Genomic DNA, 13,510 nt, shown 5'->3' with positions numbered 1-13,510 from the left:
GCGACCGCCCCACGCGGGGGCGGCCTGGTCTGGTCTGGCCCATACACTCGTCGGCGAGATGTATGGGCCAGGGCGTCCAACCCGATTACATTTTTTCGGGTTCGTCCTTCTTCTTGTCGTTGCCTTCGATGAAGGGGCTCCATGGCTTGGCCTTGACCGGGCCAGGCGTCTTCCACACCACGTTGAACTGGCCGTCAGCCTTGATTTCCCCGATGAACACCGACTTGTGCAAGTGGTGATTCTTCTCGTCCATCTTGGAGACGATGCCGCTGGGTGCCTTGAAGGTTTGGCCGGCCATGGCGGCGATCACTTTGTCGGTGTCGGTCGACTTGGCTTTCTCAACCGCTTGCTTCCACATGTTGATACCGATGTAGGTGGCTTCCATCGGGTCGTTGGTCAGAGGCTTGTCCTTGTGGCCGGCGATGTTCTTGGCCTTGGCGTAGTCGCTCCACTTCTTGATGAAGGCGGTGTTCTCCGGGTTCTTGATCGACATGAAGTAGTTCCATGCGGCCAGGTGACCGACCAGCGGCTTGGTGTCCACGCCGCGCAGTTCTTCTTCACCCACAGAGAAGGCGACGACCGGCACATCCTTGGCCTTCAGGCCGGCGTTGCCGAGTTCCTTGTAGAACGGCACGTTGGAGTCGCCGTTGATGGTGGAGACCACAGCGGTCTTGCCACCGGCAGAGAACTTCTTGATGTCGGCCACGATGGTCTGGTAATCGGAGTGACCAAACGGCGTGTACTTCTCGTCGATGTCGCTGTCCTTCACACCCTTGCTCTTCAGGTAGGCGCGCAGGATCTTGTTGGTCGTGCGGGGGTAGACGTAGTCGGTGCCCAGCAGTACCCAGCGCTTGGCGGCGCCACCGTCCTTGCTCATCAGGTAATCCACAGCCGGAATGGCTTGCTGGTTAGGCGCGGCACCGGTGTAGAACACGTTCTTCGACAGTTCTTCACCTTCGTATTGCACGGGGTAGAACAGCAGGCCGTTCATTTCTTCGACCACTGGCAACACCGACTTGCGCGACACGCTGGTCCAGCAGCCGAAGATCACGGCGACCTTGTCCTGACCCAGCAGTTGTTTGGTCTTTTCAGCAAACAGCGGCCAGTTGGAGGCCGGGTCCACGATCACGGGCTCGAGCTTCTTGCCGAGCACACCGCCCTTGGCGTTGATTTCGTCAATGGCCATCAGCACCGTGTCTTTGAGCACGGTCTCGGAAATGGCCATGGTGCCCGACAGGCTGTGCAACACGCCGACCTTGATGGTGTCTTGTGCATGTGCGGGAATGACGGACAGCCCACTCAGGGCCACAGCGGCGGTCAGCGCCTTGAGGGTAAAACGACGTTGCATGTTGGCTACTCCAAAGTTGTGGATGAATTTCTCTCGCCACACCCCTGTCCTGTGGCCAGCAGGTCTTTGGTGTGGCGATGAGACAACTTTAGAGATTGGGTTCCGTTCGGGAAATACGCCGGGTGGCGTATGCCCATACCCTTTAGCTAGAAATCGGCCGAAGCATCAATGGGCCAGGGCGGCCACCAGTTGCGTGGCGGCCTGCACGGCCTCCTCCTTGGCTGCCCAGTTGCGGCCCGTGTCATGCAAAGGCGCCAGGCCTTCAACATGCACCACGTCGATGGACCATGGGCCATCACCCACGCGTATCAATTTGGCCATGAAGTTGCGGCCATTGGCCACGCCGGGCACGTATTCTTCAGTGGGTTCGATTTCTTCGTGTTCCATAGGATTCTTTGCAAATCCCCATTATCCCAGCCGGGGCAGACACGATCACGGCCTCACATGGTCACCGACTCAGCGATCGAACACGCGCAACTGCAGCAGCCGGCGCGGCCGTCCGGCCGAGTCGCTGGAGAGCACGCCGGTGTCCTCCGGCTCATCCGCCGCCAGCGTGACCCACTGGCCCATAGGGGCGCTCACGGTGGTCATGGTTTCACCGTGCACCTGGGTTGGCAAATCGGAGCCGACGCGCGCATCGGCTTGCGCCACGCTGGAGGTTTGAATTTCCACACTCACAACGACGGGGTTGTTGCCCCCGGTCCAACGCGGCTGCACGGTAATGCTTTGGCCAGCCTGCAGCGTGGTCCGACCATATTGCACACCACCGCCCGACACATTGCGACCACCGAAACCGGCGACGGAATCCTCCCAGCGCACCGACATGCTGCGCCCCATGCGCAAAGTGGCTTTTTCGCCGTTGCGTACACGCACCGCCTGGCCGGTCAAAGGCGGCGTGACGGGCCGCGTGCTGACGTTGAAGCCGTTGTCGCTGTCGGAGGTTTCGCGCAGCACCACCATCAAGTCCTTGCGTGGCAAAGACTCGGCCAGGGCCGATGTCGCTGGCATCACGGCCACAACGGCGCCAAACAAGACCGCACGGAGAACAATGGCGCAGGGCAGAAGTGGAGATTTCATGTTGTCCATTGTTCCACTCCTGATGGCGCATGCCAAGCCCGGTGCAGCCGCGCACATGGGCAGCATCCCTGCGCGTTCTGTGGCAGCAGCCATGCCCTCAGCCCCCAATAAGCTGGGGGCAAGCCAGTGTCAACCATGGCAGGTAGATCAAGTGACCCAACTTGACGCGCGATTCGGTCGCTTTAGAATCATTTGGCTCAGTGGGTCAGATGCTTAGTGCTCGCCAATGATGTCCAGTTTCCGCCGCGAGTCAAAGATCAATACCCCGCCGAGTGCTTTACAACTCTGGGAGATCCGTATGCAGCGCAAATTCTTTGCGTCGATAGTGTTGACCACCGCGTTAGCTGGAGGATCCACCTTCGCGCAAACGCCTACACCTGCCGCGGCCCCTGCTGCGAGTCCGGTACAGGCTGTAGACCCCGCGGCCATCCAGGCGCTCAAGGACATGGGCGCCCACCTTCAGTCGCTGAAGCGCTTTGGCGTGGAGGTCGACATGACCGGCGAACGTGTGCTGAGCGACGGCCAGAAACTCCAGCATTCAGCAAGCGCCGACCTACAGATTGACCGGCCCAACAAATTTCGCGCCGCCATGCACAGTGCGCGTTCCGAACGAGAGTTGATTTTCGACGGAAAAAAGGTCACCCTCTACACCCCAGGACTCAAGTCTTATTCAACGGTGGAATACAGCGGCACCATTGCTGAACTGATAGACCGCCTGGAAACGCAATATGGCGTCGAGTTGCCGGCTTCCGATCTTTTTGTCTGGGGCACACCACAAGCCCCGCTAGATGGCATCGAATCCGCCATGATTGCCGGACAAGACATCATCGACGGCACGCTGTGCGACCACTATGCCTTTCGCCAGGGCAGCATAGACTGGGAGCTGTGGCTGACCACGGGCGAAAAGCCTTTGCCGCGCAAGCTGGTCATCACCAACCGCTCCGACGATGCGCGCCCACAATCCGTCACCCTGTTCGGTTGGGACTTGCGCCCCAAGACCAAGTCGTCGACCTTCAGCTTTGCGCCGCCCAAGGACGCCAAGCTTGCTGAAATTGTTCCTCTCAAGAAAAAGTAAGGGGTACCGTCATGAAGCTGTCTTTAAAGTCTGCCTCTTCGGCCCTGGTGGCCGCCTTGTTTCTCAGCAGCCTGAGCTACGTCCCGGGCGCTGAGGCCCGCGGTGAACGTGGCGGCGGTGGTGGCGGTGGCGGCCACGCCGCGCGTGGCGGCGGCGGCGGTGGTGGCGCCCATGCTGGCGGCGGCGGTGGCCGCTCGGTGGACGCGCGTGCCAACAACGTGCGCAGTTCCAGCGTCAACAATGTGAACACATCCAACCGCAACACCAATCGCAACACCAACATCAACCAAAACGTCAATGTGAACGTGAACCACAACGGCGGTTGCTGCGGCGGCGGCTGGGACAACGATTACCACCCGATTGCCACTGCGGCAGCCGTCACGGCCACCGTGGCGGTGACGTCGGCGGTGATAGGCTCCATGGTGCGCACCGTACCCGCGGGCTGTGTGCCGGTGAACTACGGCGGCATGGTGTACCAGCAATGCGGCACCACCTGGTACCAGCCGCAGGGCTCGCAGTATGTGGTGATCGCCCCGCCCTACTAAAACCCCGGCAGGCTCACAACGGCGAGGTCGACGGCCATCCGGGTCGCCGACCTCGTTTCGCTTGGGTCGGCAAAACACCGATAGCCCCTATGCAAGCCCTTAATCTGTTCGATCTCTCGACAGCACGCGCGAGCGCAGAGGCAGAAAGCTTGCAGGACATTCTGCGCTCTCCCCACCTGCGCATAGAGCGCATCGTCTCACTAGGCCACACCTCGCCTGAGCAAGGCTGGTACGACCAGACAGAAAACGAATGGGTGCTGGTGCTCGAAGGCCGTGGCGAACTCACGTTCGACGATGGCCGCACGGTGGCGCTGGGCAAGGGAGACCATATTCACATCCCGGCGCACTGCAAACACCGCGTGAGCTGGACCGATCCGGCCCAAGCAACGGTCTGGCTGGCGGTCTTCTACCCATAAACGGCTTTAAAACACATAACTCACGGCCTCGCGCTTGAGTGGCGCCACCGCCGTGGCCTCGATCTCAAACAGCATGCCATCCAAGGCCAGGCGCGGCACCGGGATCAAGGTGCAGGCGGGCGCGGGCCACGGGCCCCAGGCGGCGTTGATCGCATGGGTCAGCACAGCCAGGCGCTCTTCGTCATGGTCGACGATCAACACCGTGAGCTTGACCACGTCCGCCAGGCAAGCACTGGCCGCGTTCAGCGCGGTGATCAGGTTGTGCAGTGCCTGCTGCACCTGGGCGGCAAACGCCTGTGGCAGCCCGCCCCTGACATCTTCACCACCCTGCCCGGCGACATACACCAGCCGCGCGGGTGCGTGCGCCACCACTACATGGGTGTAAGCATTCGGCCGCGGATCGTAGAGCCCTGGCGGGTTGATGAACCTGGGGGCGCGGGTGTTTTCAGCAGAAACAACGGAGGACATAAGGCTTTCAAACATCAGTAGTTGAGAGAAGGCGCTAGTATCAAATCTCAACTTAACTTGAGGTCAAGCCATTTTGACAAAGACCATGAAGCGCACGCTGGCGCCCGCAACAGCCGCCACCGAAGAGTGGACAGCACCGCCGTCCGAGCTCGGCGTAGGTGAACTCGCCGCGCGCAGCGGGCTGGCGGTGTCAGCCCTGCATTTTTACGAAACAAAGGGTTTGATTCAGTCGCTGCGCAGCGCTGGCAACCAAAGGCGCTACCCGCGCTCGGTGCTGCGCCGCGTGGCGGTGATCAAGGTGGCACAACGTGTGGGCGTTCCGCTGGCGTCTATCGCCGCGGCACTGGACAGCCTGCCGGCCTCGCGCACGCCCACTGCGGCCGATTGGCGTCGCCTGTCCAGCGGCTGGAAAAAAGAACTCGATGAACGCATCCTGGCACTGACACAGTTGCGCGATCAGTTGGATGGCTGTATAGGCTGCGGCTGCCTGTCACTCAAAGCCTGTCCGCTGCGCAACGCACAGGACAGCCTGGCCCAGGCCGGACCGGGGCCGCATTTTGAAGATTGAACCCGAAAACTACACCTTGGGTCGCGACATGCGAAACAAGGCTTCCGGCCGCAGCTCAAAATAATCCGCCGGGCCGCCGCCGCGCAGAATCGGCCGTGCGGCGGCGGTATCGTAAACACCGTCTTTCAGCAAGGCCTTGGCGATGTGCACGGCCACCACTTCACCCAGCACCAGCCAGGTCGGCACCTGGGTGCCATCGGCGCCCTGCAACTGCACGATCTGCGTCAGCCTGCATTCAAACGACACCGGGCTCTCGGCCACACGCGGCACCTTGATCACGCGCGACGCCTGCGGCGTGAGGCCCGCCAACAAAAACTCGTCCACCTCGGGCGGCACGGCGGCGCAGCTTTGGTTCATGGGCTCGGCCAACGCGCGCGTGGCCAAGTTCCAGCCGAATTCGCCGGTCTGCTGAATGTTGCGCAAGGTGTCTTTGGCACCAACGCTGGCAAAGCCCACAATCGGCGGCGTGTAGTTGAAGGCGTTGAAGAAGCTATAGGGCGCCAGGTTCAGCCGGCCTTCGGTGTCGTGCGACGAAATCCAGCCTATGGGGCGCGGCCCGACGATGGCGTTGAACGGGTCGTGTGGCAGGCCGTGGCCCAGACGCGGTTCGTAGAAATGGCTGTCAATGAGGTGTTCGGACATAAGCAGACGAAAAGACTGTTGAAAATCGACAGAGGCCCATTTTTACATCGGGCTCTGACTACAAATTACTCTCAAATCAGTAGCTGCTTGCGCACGCCCATAAAGCCCAGATCGCACAAAATGGTCATATTTTGCTGCGCTGCAAGAAATTGCCTGCGCCTCTAGAATTTGCGGGTTTTCCCGTAATCCGCAAACCCACCCGTTTTCCATGAACCTCCCCCTGCTGGCGCTAGCCGTTGCCGCTTTTGGCATTGGCACTACCGAATTCGTGATTCTGGGCCTGCTGCCCGAAATGGCCCAGGACCTTTCGGTCTCCATTCCCGCGGCCGGCATGTTGGTGTCGGCCTATGCGCTGGGCGTGGCCGTGGGTGGCCCGATTCTGGCCGTGGCCACCACCCGTATGCCGCGCAAGATCACGCTGGCCTGGCTGATGGTGTTGTTCATCGTCGGCAACCTGGGCTGCGCCCTGGCGCCCAGCTACAACTGGTTGATGGTGGCGCGTGTGGCCACGGCGTTTTGCCACGCGGCGTTTTTCGGCATTGGTGCGGTGGTGGCGGCCAGCGTGGTCGCGCCCAATAAGCGCGCCCAGGCCATGGCCTTGATGTTCTCGGGCCTGACCCTGGCCAACGTGCTGGGAGTGCCCCTGGGCACGCTGCTGGGCCAGCACAGCGGCTGGCGCTCCACCTTCTGGGTGGTGGCCGCCATCGGTGTGCTCGCCTTGTTTGCCGTGCTGCGCTGGGTGCCCAAAACCCAGCACGCCAGCACCGGCAGCGCGCTCGGCGAGTTCCGTGTGCTCAAGCGCAAACACGTGGTGCTGGGCCTGAGCCTGAGCGTGATCGCCTCAACCAGCATGTTCACCATGTTCACCTACATCGCACCGATCTTGCGCGACGTGACCGGCGTCTCGCCCGAACAGGTCAGCGGCGTACTGCTGCTGTGCGGCGTGGGCATCACCATAGGCAACCTGCTGGGTGGCCGCCTGGCCGACTGGAAACTGCTGCCCTCGCTGATCGGCATCTTTGTGGTGCTGGCGCTGGTGCTGGCGCTGTTCTCCATCACCAGCGCCTGGGTCTGGCCAGCGGTGATCACGGTGGTGGCCTGGGGCATGGTGTCGTTTGCGGTGGGCACACCCATACAGGCGCGGGTGGTGTCCCAAGCGGGTGATGCACCGGCCCTGGCATCGACGCTGAACATCGGCGCCTTCAACCTGGGCAACGCCATTGGCGCATGGCTGGGTGGCGTGGTGATCAGCGCCGGCTGGTCGCTGCAAAGCATCCCGCTGGTGGCCTCTGCCGTGGCCGTGGGCGCACTCTTGCTCGCCGTCTACATGGCTTGGCTCGACAAGCAGGACACCCAAACCCTGCCACAAGGCGCGGCCGTCGCCTAAGCGTTCTCCAGCGGTTCAGCTGGTGCTGGCAGTACTGGTCGGCGCCCTCATGGTGTTTATTGCCTGCTGGCTGGGCCTGGGGCCTGGCCCGCATGCTGGCCCTGCTGCGGTTTGCGCCGCGCATCTGGGATGCATTGTTGTCCTTCAGCGTGGCGGGCGCCTGCTATGCCCTGCTGTTCCAGATTGAACGCGGGCCGCAAGCCTGGCTGCGCATCGCCGCCGTGGTGGCCCTGCTGGGTGGCGCAGGCACACTGAACATGGTGTTTGCGGCACGGCGCGACAGCTTCAACCAAGTGGTGTTGCAACTGGTGGGCAGCAGCATCGTGCGCGCGGGGCATGCCCGTGTGGTGTTGGGCGGCGGCATTTTTTTGGCCAGCACGTTGACGCTGGCGCCGCAAGTGCTCAGTGCCTTTGCGGTCACGGGCTGCATTCTGGCGCTGGTGGCCGACGAGTGGGTGTGGCTGCGCACGCTGGCGCTGGCATTCCCGCGCCAGAAACACCGGCAAAAAAATGCGGTTGCCACAGAAACTCCGCTGGAAAACGGCTGAAAATCGAGCCCCCGGCCGACCTCAAATACGCAGCCTCACACCGGCTTTGCCGGCTGTGGTACACCCTGTGTGCTACCACTCCGATCAACCCCCACCCCGCGCTTCTTGCACCCCTTTTGAATACTATGGATGGTTTGACCCTGGTTCTGATCTTGGCTGTTGTGGTCTACGTGCTCAACACACGGGCACAGCGCCAACACATTGCGCTGCTGGGCAGCCAACTGGGGCATTTCCAGATCGAAAAGCTCATGGAAAACCTCACCGAGGGCTATCTGCGCGCCCTGGGCGAAGAGCCCGGCGAACGCCGCGAACAGATCTGGAGCCTGCTGCGCACCACCGAGCGCCAGTTGAGCGAGCAGTTCAGCCAATTCGCCGAAGACTTCGCCCGGCTCGACGCCAACAGCACCCGCGTGAGCCGCCTGCCTATCGCACTTCCCGGCGTAGCCCAACTGCTGCCACAAGCCACCTTCGACCTGCGCCAGGCCTTTGCCATCCATGCCAACGGCATCGCCGCAGCAGCACTGGACGGCGAATCCTCACCACGCGACAAGGCCTTCACCATGTCGGCAGAATTATTCTTGATGCAGCACACCTGCCACTGGTTCTGCAAATCAAAAACCGTGGCCTCGGCGCGTTTGCTGGCGCGTCATAAAACCGCGTATGCACAAGTGTTAGCGTCGGTTTCGCCGGCCACACGCAAAGCCTATCTCGCCCTGGTGGCGGGCTAAGTCCGTCGTTTCCTGAACCCCAATCCAACCCAGAGGTTTCACATGACTCATGCCAAGGCCTACGCCGCCCAATCTGCCAAAACCCCATTGGCGCCCTTCAGTTTCGAGCGCCGCAGTGTCGGTGCACAAGATGTGGCACTGGACGTGCTGCACTGTGGTGTGTGCCACTCCGACCTGCACACCGCGCGCAACGAATGGCGCAACACCATTTATCCCTCGGTGCCGGGCCATGAAATCGTCGGCCGCGTCACCGCCGTGGGCGACCTGGTGAGCAAGTTCAAGGTCGGCGACATTGTGGGCGTGGGCTGCATGGTGGACAGCTGCCAACACTGCACGCCTTGTGCCGACGGCCTGGAGCAATATTGCGACAACGGCTTCACCGGCACCTACAACGGCCCCGAGCAAGGCACGGGCGCCAACACCTATGGCGGCTATTCCAGCGCCATGGTGGTGCGCGAGTCGTTTGTCTTGAAGATCACCCACTCGGACGCGGAACTGGCCGCCGTGGCGCCACTGCTGTGCGCCGGCATCACCACCTACTCGCCACTGCGCCAATGGAACGTGGGCCCCGGCCACAAGGTGGGCATCGTCGGCCTGGGTGGGCTGGGCCACATGGGTGTGAAGATCGCTGCCGCCATGGGCGCCCATGTGGTGCTGTTCACCACCTCGGTCAACAAACGTGAAGACGCCTTGCGCCTGGGTGCCAAGGAAGTGGTGGTGTCGAAAAACCCTGAAGAAATGGCCGCCCACGCCAACAGCTTCGACTTCATCCTCAACACCGTGGCGGCGCCACACAACCTCGATGCCTTCCTGGCGCTGCTCAAGCTCGACGGCACCATGACCCTGGTGGGTGCGCCGGAGAATCCACACCCCTCGCCCAACGTGTTCAGCCTGATCATGAAGCGCCGCCGCCTCGCAGGTTCGCTGATCGGCGGCATACGCGAAACGCAGGAGATGCTGGACTTCTGCGCCAAACACCACATCGTCTCGGACATCGAAACCATTCGCATGGACCAGATCGAAACCGCTTACGAACGCATGCTCAAAAGCGACGTGAAGTACCGCTTCGTGGTGGACATGGCCACGCTTTGATGCACTTGCCTATGCCGCTTCCCGAACACGTCGCGGCCGTGCCGCTGGACAAGGCCTACCGCCTGCTCAACCACGGCCCCACGGTATTGGTGTCGTCGGCCCAGGGTGGTGCGGTGAATGTGATGGCCGCTGCCTGGGCCTGCGCGCTCGACTTCGCACCGCCCAAGGTGACCGTGGTCATCGACAAGGCCACACACACCCGGGCTCTGATCGAAGGCAGCGGCAGGTTTGCGCTCAACGTACCCTGCGTGGCCATCGCGCGCGAAACGCTGGCCCTGGGCACCGACAGCGCCAACACCCAGCCCGACAAACTGGCGCGCCACGGCGTGACCACCTTTGCCGCACAAACCGTGGCCGCGCCGCTGGTGCAGGGCTGCGTGGCCTGGCTTGAGTGCCGCGTCATCCCCGAACCGCACAACCAGCAGCAATACGACCTGTTCATAGGCGAAGTGCTCGCAGCCTGGGCCGACGAGCGTGTGTTTCGCAACGGCCATTGGGAGTTTGGCCAGGCACCGGATGCCCTGCGTACATTGCACTATGTGGCCGGTGGGCAGTTCTATGCCACCGGCGCTTCGCTGCAGGTCACGCTTTAACAGGCGCTTCAGTCAGCGTGGTGTGGCGGCCGTGTTGCCACGTTGCAGCAGGTGCTGGGCCACCACCGCCGCCAGCCAGTCCATCACCACGCGCACCCGTTTCGACAGATTGCGCCGGTTGGCGTAGAGCAGGTTCAAGGGCATGGGGGGCGCCACCCAGTCCGGCAAAACCTCCAGCAATTGCCCGCTGCGCAACAAAGGCTGCGCCCCCACCACCGGCACCTGTATCAAGCCCAGGCCGGCCAGGCATGCGGCGGTATAGGCCTCGGCGTTGTTGACCGTGACCGCGCCAGCCATGGGCAGGCTGCGCGCCTCTTCCCTTTCCCCCTCCCCCTCCAGATACTCAAACCCGGTGGGCTTGGCGCCGAGGGTGCTGGCGTAATGCACCATCTGGTGTGAGCCCAGGTCGGCCAGGGTAAGCGGTGTGCCGTGCGCGGCCAGATAACCCGGGCTGGCCACGTTGACCATGCGCAGCAGGCCCAGCGGGCGCGCAACCAGGCCCGCGTCCAGCACCGGTCCGGCACGCAACACACAATCAAAACCCTCACGCACCAGATCGACCCGCCGCTCGGTACTGCTGACCTCCAGTTCCAGGCGTGGATGCAAAGCCAAGAGCTCGGGCAGGCGCGGCAGCACCGCCTGGCGCGCCATGCTGGTGCTCATGTCGATACGCACACGACCGCGCAAATCCTGCGTGCCCTGCTGCTGGAACATGGTCTGCAGCTCGTCCATGTCGGCCAGCAAGTCTTTGCAGCGCTCGTAAAACACCTGGCCGTCCTGTGTGGGCTGCACCTTGCGTGTGGTGCGGTGTAACAGGCGTGTGCCCAGCTCGGCCTCCAGCTGCTGCACGGCGGTGGAAACGCTGGCCTTGGGCAAACCCAGCGCATCGGCGGCTTGGGTAAAGCTGGCCAATTCGGCCACGCGGGTGAAGATTTGCATGCGGTCCAGTGTGCTCATTGTTCAATTATTACGAACAACCAAATCAAATCCAGCACATTTATCAAAACCATATCAATTAATAGACTCGCTTCCATCCTCAACAGCTTGATACAGGAAGCGACATGACAAACAGCCAACACAAGCCAAACACCATCACACTTATCACCGGCGCCAGCCGTGGCCTGGGCAAAAGCGCCGCGCTGCACATCGCCCGCAGGGGCGGCGACGTGATCGTCACCTACCGCAGTCAGGCCGCAGAAGCCCAGGCCGTGGTAGCCGAGATCGAGGCCCTGGGGCGCCGCGCCGTGGCCCTGCCACTGGATGTGGGCAACAGCAACAGCTTCGCCGCCTTTGCCGAGCAAGTGCAGTTGGCTTTGGCGCAACACTGGCAGCGCGAGCGCTTCGACCACCTGGTGAACAACGCCGGTGTGGGCCTGGGTGCCAGCCTGATGGAAACCACCGAAGCGCAGTTCGACGAGCTGATGAACATTCACTTCAAGGGTGTGTTCTTCCTCACGCAAAAGCTGCTGCCCTGTATGGCCAACGGCGGGCGCATCGTCAACATCTCCACCGGCCTGACCCGCTTTGCCATGCCAGGCTACGCCGCCTACGCGTCCATGAAGGGCGCGGTCGAGACCTTGACGCACTACATGGCCAAGGAACTCGGCCCACGTGGCATTGCGGTCAACGTGGTGGCGCCGGGCGCCATCGAGACCGACTTCCGCGACGGCGCCGTGCGCGACAACGCCCAGGTCAACGCCTTCATTGCCGGCCAAACCGCGCTGGGCCGCGTCGGCCTGCCGGACGACATTGGCGGGCTAATCGCCAACCTGCTGTCGCCCGACAACAGCTGGGTCAACGCCCAACGCATTGAAGCCTCGGGCGGCATGTTCCTGTAACGCGGTTCTGCGCGGCTCCTGGGCCGGGGCGCCGCGCATGCATCAATGTCAGCACATGCGCACCATTTTGTTAACAATTTTTTAGAATTTGCTAACCATTCAGGTGCCTTCAAGGGAAACCTCTTCCCAAAACAGGTGATTAGGCACTGAAACTGCCAGGCATGCGTTTTGCGTAGCTCAAGACCATGAGAAGCCCGACGCCACCTCAAAAAACCCTCTCTGCCGAGAGGACCATCCCCATGTTGTGGCCCCAGACAGCCGGTCGGGCTACGGGTATATCTGAATATTTTGCAAACAATGTCGCCATAAAAATAGCAGCATTGTTAACAATTTGGCAATTAGTATGTTGCCAATCAAATTCAGATCTTGCTGCCGCAGTGTGACCATGGCCCGCCCCGCCCCCACGCCCACACCCTTGAGCCACAAGGCTGCAGCATCGCCTGGCAACGATGGGCATGCCGACACCCGCGAGGAAGCGCGTGTGCAGCAGCGGCTGGCCGATGCCATCTACGAACACCGCCTGCCCCCAGGCACCAAGCTGCCCGAAATCGACCTGTGCCGCCTGCTGGGCACCTCGCGTGGCACCTTGCGCAAGGTGTTGGACCGGCTGGCCAGTGAGCAGGTGGTCGAACAGATTCCCAACCGGGGCGCTTTTGTGGCCCGACCTTCGGTGGAAGCCACACGTGATGTCTACGCCCTGCGCCGCATTCTCGAAGCCGGCGTGGTGCGTACCCTGTCCAAGCGTTCTTGCGGCCCGTGGATAGACGAGGTACGCCAGCAGGTGAGCGAAGAACGCGAAGCCAACCGTGTCGGAGACACCGGCCGCTACATCCGCCTGGCGGGCAAATTCCACCTCGACCTGGCGGCCGCCACGGGCAATACAGCACTCAACCAGCACCTGAAACGCGTGGTCGCCCAAACCTCGCTGATGACCGCGCTGTACGACGAACCCGGCACCAACAACTGCTCGGTGCTGGAGCACCTGGAGATCCTCGACGCCATCCAGTCCGGCCAGCACCAGGAGGCAGAGCGCCTGATGGAAGAACACCTGAACCGCTGCGAACGCCAACTACGTCTGGATGACGAACCCAAACCGGTCGATCTGTCGCAGGCGCTGGGCCTCAGCACCGAAGCCCCGCCGAAAAATTCCCCCGTCCCTTCCCCCACCCGTTGACCCCCTAGGAG

General features: G+C 62.2%; 17 protein-coding genes. 11 read left to right on the top strand and 6 right to left on the bottom strand.

The genetic code is table 11. The features are described 5' to 3' along the window. Nucleotides 1–85: 85 nt before the first annotated feature. The 3 genes from urtA to ACFQ95_RS01830 all read right to left on the bottom strand — a co-directional run bounded on the left by urtA (nt 86) and on the right by ACFQ95_RS01830 (nt 2,425). Entirely contained in the window at nt 86–1,348 is a 1,263-nt protein-coding gene (gene urtA / locus ACFQ95_RS01840) for an urea ABC transporter substrate-binding protein (RefSeq protein WP_422829081.1), read from the bottom strand. Between the two features lie 165 nt (nt 1,349–1,513). Continuing rightward, complete coding sequence (locus ACFQ95_RS01835; RefSeq protein ID WP_422829080.1) at nt 1,514–1,735, bottom strand: hypothetical protein; 222 nt, start codon at nt 1,733–1,735, stop codon at nt 1,514–1,516. A gap of 69 nt (nt 1,736–1,804) precedes the next feature. Beyond that, the gene (locus ACFQ95_RS01830) at nt 1,805–2,425 is read right to left on the bottom strand and encodes a hypothetical protein (RefSeq protein ID WP_422829079.1); all 621 of its coding nucleotides are present in this window, start codon (nt 2,423–2,425) and stop codon (nt 1,805–1,807) included. A 298-nt stretch (nt 2,426–2,723) separates the two neighbouring features. Here ACFQ95_RS01830 and ACFQ95_RS01825 point away from each other — a divergent pair, with 298 nt between their 5' ends. The 3 genes from ACFQ95_RS01825 (at nt 2,724) to ACFQ95_RS01815 (ending at nt 4,461) form a co-directional block, all read left to right on the top strand. Next, nucleotides 2,724–3,500, top strand: coding sequence for a DUF2092 domain-containing protein (locus ACFQ95_RS01825; RefSeq protein ID WP_422829078.1), 777 nt, complete (start codon nt 2,724–2,726; stop codon nt 3,498–3,500). 11 nt (nt 3,501–3,511) lie between these two features. Then, nucleotides 3,512–4,045: a hypothetical protein gene (locus tag ACFQ95_RS01820; RefSeq protein ID WP_422829077.1), complete on the top strand. Its 534-nt coding sequence runs from the start codon at nt 3,512–3,514 to the stop codon at nt 4,043–4,045. Nucleotides 4,046–4,134: 89 nt separating this feature from the next. After that, the gene (locus tag ACFQ95_RS01815) at nt 4,135–4,461 is read left to right on the top strand and encodes a cupin domain-containing protein (RefSeq protein ID WP_422829076.1); all 327 of its coding nucleotides are present in this window, start codon (nt 4,135–4,137) and stop codon (nt 4,459–4,461) included. A 6-nt stretch (nt 4,462–4,467) separates the two neighbouring features. Here ACFQ95_RS01815 and ACFQ95_RS01810 read toward each other — a convergent pair whose 3' ends face one another. Beyond that, nucleotides 4,468–4,929 (bottom strand): RidA family protein, encoded by a 462-nt coding sequence (locus ACFQ95_RS01810; RefSeq protein WP_422829075.1) that lies wholly within the window; start codon nt 4,927–4,929, stop codon nt 4,468–4,470. Nucleotides 4,930–5,014: 85 nt separating this feature from the next. Between ACFQ95_RS01810 and soxR the strand changes: the two genes are divergently transcribed. Beyond that, a complete protein-coding gene (gene soxR / locus ACFQ95_RS01805) occupies nt 5,015–5,497 on the top strand; it encodes a redox-sensitive transcriptional activator SoxR (RefSeq protein ID WP_422829074.1) in 483 nt (160 codons plus the stop codon). Nucleotides 5,498–5,506: 9 nt separating this feature from the next. Here the strand turns inward: soxR and ACFQ95_RS01800 are convergent, their stop codons facing one another. Next, complete coding sequence (locus tag ACFQ95_RS01800; protein ID WP_422829073.1) at nt 5,507–6,139, bottom strand: flavin reductase family protein; 633 nt, start codon at nt 6,137–6,139, stop codon at nt 5,507–5,509. Between the two features lie 208 nt (nt 6,140–6,347). Here ACFQ95_RS01800 and ACFQ95_RS01795 point away from each other — a divergent pair, with 208 nt between their 5' ends. The 5 genes from ACFQ95_RS01795 to ACFQ95_RS01775 all read left to right on the top strand — a co-directional run bounded on the left by ACFQ95_RS01795 (nt 6,348) and on the right by ACFQ95_RS01775 (nt 10,487). After that, the gene (locus ACFQ95_RS01795) at nt 6,348–7,526 is read left to right on the top strand and encodes an MFS transporter (protein WP_422829072.1); all 1,179 of its coding nucleotides are present in this window, start codon (nt 6,348–6,350) and stop codon (nt 7,524–7,526) included. A 59-nt stretch (nt 7,527–7,585) separates the two neighbouring features. Then, a complete protein-coding gene (locus ACFQ95_RS01790; RefSeq protein WP_422829071.1) occupies nt 7,586–8,074 on the top strand; it encodes a hypothetical protein in 489 nt (162 codons plus the stop codon). A 125-nt stretch (nt 8,075–8,199) separates the two neighbouring features. Then, nucleotides 8,200–8,802, top strand: a complete 603-nt coding sequence (locus tag ACFQ95_RS01785) for a hypothetical protein (RefSeq protein ID WP_422829070.1) — start codon at nt 8,200–8,202, stop codon at nt 8,800–8,802. Nucleotides 8,803–8,844: 42 nt separating this feature from the next. After that, on the top strand, nt 8,845–9,894 hold the full coding sequence (locus tag ACFQ95_RS01780) for an NAD(P)-dependent alcohol dehydrogenase (RefSeq protein ID WP_422829069.1): 1,050 nt from the start codon (nt 8,845–8,847) through the stop codon (nt 9,892–9,894). Between the two features lie 11 nt (nt 9,895–9,905). Beyond that, on the top strand, nt 9,906–10,487 hold the full coding sequence (locus ACFQ95_RS01775; protein ID WP_422829068.1) for a flavin reductase family protein: 582 nt from the start codon (nt 9,906–9,908) through the stop codon (nt 10,485–10,487). Nucleotides 10,488–10,499: 12 nt separating this feature from the next. On the opposite strand, the gene ACFQ95_RS01770 is transcribed toward ACFQ95_RS01775, so the two are convergent. Continuing rightward, nucleotides 10,500–11,444 carry a LysR substrate-binding domain-containing protein gene (locus ACFQ95_RS01770; RefSeq protein ID WP_422829067.1) on the bottom strand — a complete coding sequence of 315 codons (945 nt, stop codon included), beginning with the start codon at nt 11,442–11,444 and terminating at the stop codon, nt 10,500–10,502. A gap of 104 nt (nt 11,445–11,548) precedes the next feature. Between ACFQ95_RS01770 and ACFQ95_RS01765 the strand changes: the two genes are divergently transcribed. Then, the gene (locus ACFQ95_RS01765; protein ID WP_422829066.1) at nt 11,549–12,325 is read left to right on the top strand and encodes an SDR family NAD(P)-dependent oxidoreductase; all 777 of its coding nucleotides are present in this window, start codon (nt 11,549–11,551) and stop codon (nt 12,323–12,325) included. A 385-nt stretch (nt 12,326–12,710) separates the two neighbouring features. Continuing rightward, a complete protein-coding gene (locus tag ACFQ95_RS01760) occupies nt 12,711–13,499 on the top strand; it encodes a GntR family transcriptional regulator (protein WP_422829065.1) in 789 nt (262 codons plus the stop codon). Nucleotides 13,500–13,510 lie beyond the last annotated feature (11 nt).

This window comes from Variovorax sp. HJSM1_2, from assembly GCF_049316285.1.
In the GTDB taxonomy this organism is placed as follows: domain Bacteria; phylum Pseudomonadota; class Gammaproteobacteria; order Burkholderiales; family Burkholderiaceae_C; genus Rhodoferax_B.
This window is presented reverse-complemented; position numbering and strand designations above follow the sequence as displayed.

Bases quoted from the DNA above. Each gene is read 5' to 3' on its own strand.
- ACFQ95_RS01800 (WP_422829073.1), bottom strand. From the start codon at position 6,139: ATGTCCGAACACCTCATTGACAGCCATTTCTACGAACCGCGTCTGGGC.
- ACFQ95_RS01830 (WP_422829079.1), bottom strand. From the start codon at position 2,425: ATGAAATCTCCACTTCTGCCCTGCGCCATTGTTCTCCGTGCGGTCTTG.
- ACFQ95_RS01785 (WP_422829070.1), top strand. From the start codon at position 8,200: ATGGATGGTTTGACCCTGGTTCTGATCTTGGCTGTTGTGGTCTACGTG.
- urtA (WP_422829081.1), bottom strand. From the start codon at position 1,348: ATGCAACGTCGTTTTACCCTCAAGGCGCTGACCGCCGCTGTGGCCCTG.
- ACFQ95_RS01775 (WP_422829068.1), top strand. From the start codon at position 9,906: ATGCCGCTTCCCGAACACGTCGCGGCCGTGCCGCTGGACAAGGCCTAC.
- ACFQ95_RS01815 (WP_422829076.1), top strand. From the start codon at position 4,135: ATGCAAGCCCTTAATCTGTTCGATCTCTCGACAGCACGCGCGAGCGCA.
- ACFQ95_RS01770 (WP_422829067.1), bottom strand. From the start codon at position 11,444: ATGAGCACACTGGACCGCATGCAAATCTTCACCCGCGTGGCCGAATTG.
- ACFQ95_RS01835 (WP_422829080.1), bottom strand. From the start codon at position 1,735: ATGGAACACGAAGAAATCGAACCCACTGAAGAATACGTGCCCGGCGTG.
- ACFQ95_RS01820 (WP_422829077.1), top strand. From the start codon at position 3,512: ATGAAGCTGTCTTTAAAGTCTGCCTCTTCGGCCCTGGTGGCCGCCTTG.
- ACFQ95_RS01765 (WP_422829066.1), top strand. From the start codon at position 11,549: ATGACAAACAGCCAACACAAGCCAAACACCATCACACTTATCACCGGC.
- ACFQ95_RS01795 (WP_422829072.1), top strand. From the start codon at position 6,348: ATGAACCTCCCCCTGCTGGCGCTAGCCGTTGCCGCTTTTGGCATTGGC.
- ACFQ95_RS01760 (WP_422829065.1), top strand. From the start codon at position 12,711: ATGGCCCGCCCCGCCCCCACGCCCACACCCTTGAGCCACAAGGCTGCA.
- ACFQ95_RS01825 (WP_422829078.1), top strand. From the start codon at position 2,724: ATGCAGCGCAAATTCTTTGCGTCGATAGTGTTGACCACCGCGTTAGCT.
- ACFQ95_RS01810 (WP_422829075.1), bottom strand. From the start codon at position 4,929: ATGTCCTCCGTTGTTTCTGCTGAAAACACCCGCGCCCCCAGGTTCATC.
- soxR (WP_422829074.1), top strand. From the start codon at position 5,015: ATGAAGCGCACGCTGGCGCCCGCAACAGCCGCCACCGAAGAGTGGACA.
- ACFQ95_RS01780 (WP_422829069.1), top strand. From the start codon at position 8,845: ATGACTCATGCCAAGGCCTACGCCGCCCAATCTGCCAAAACCCCATTG.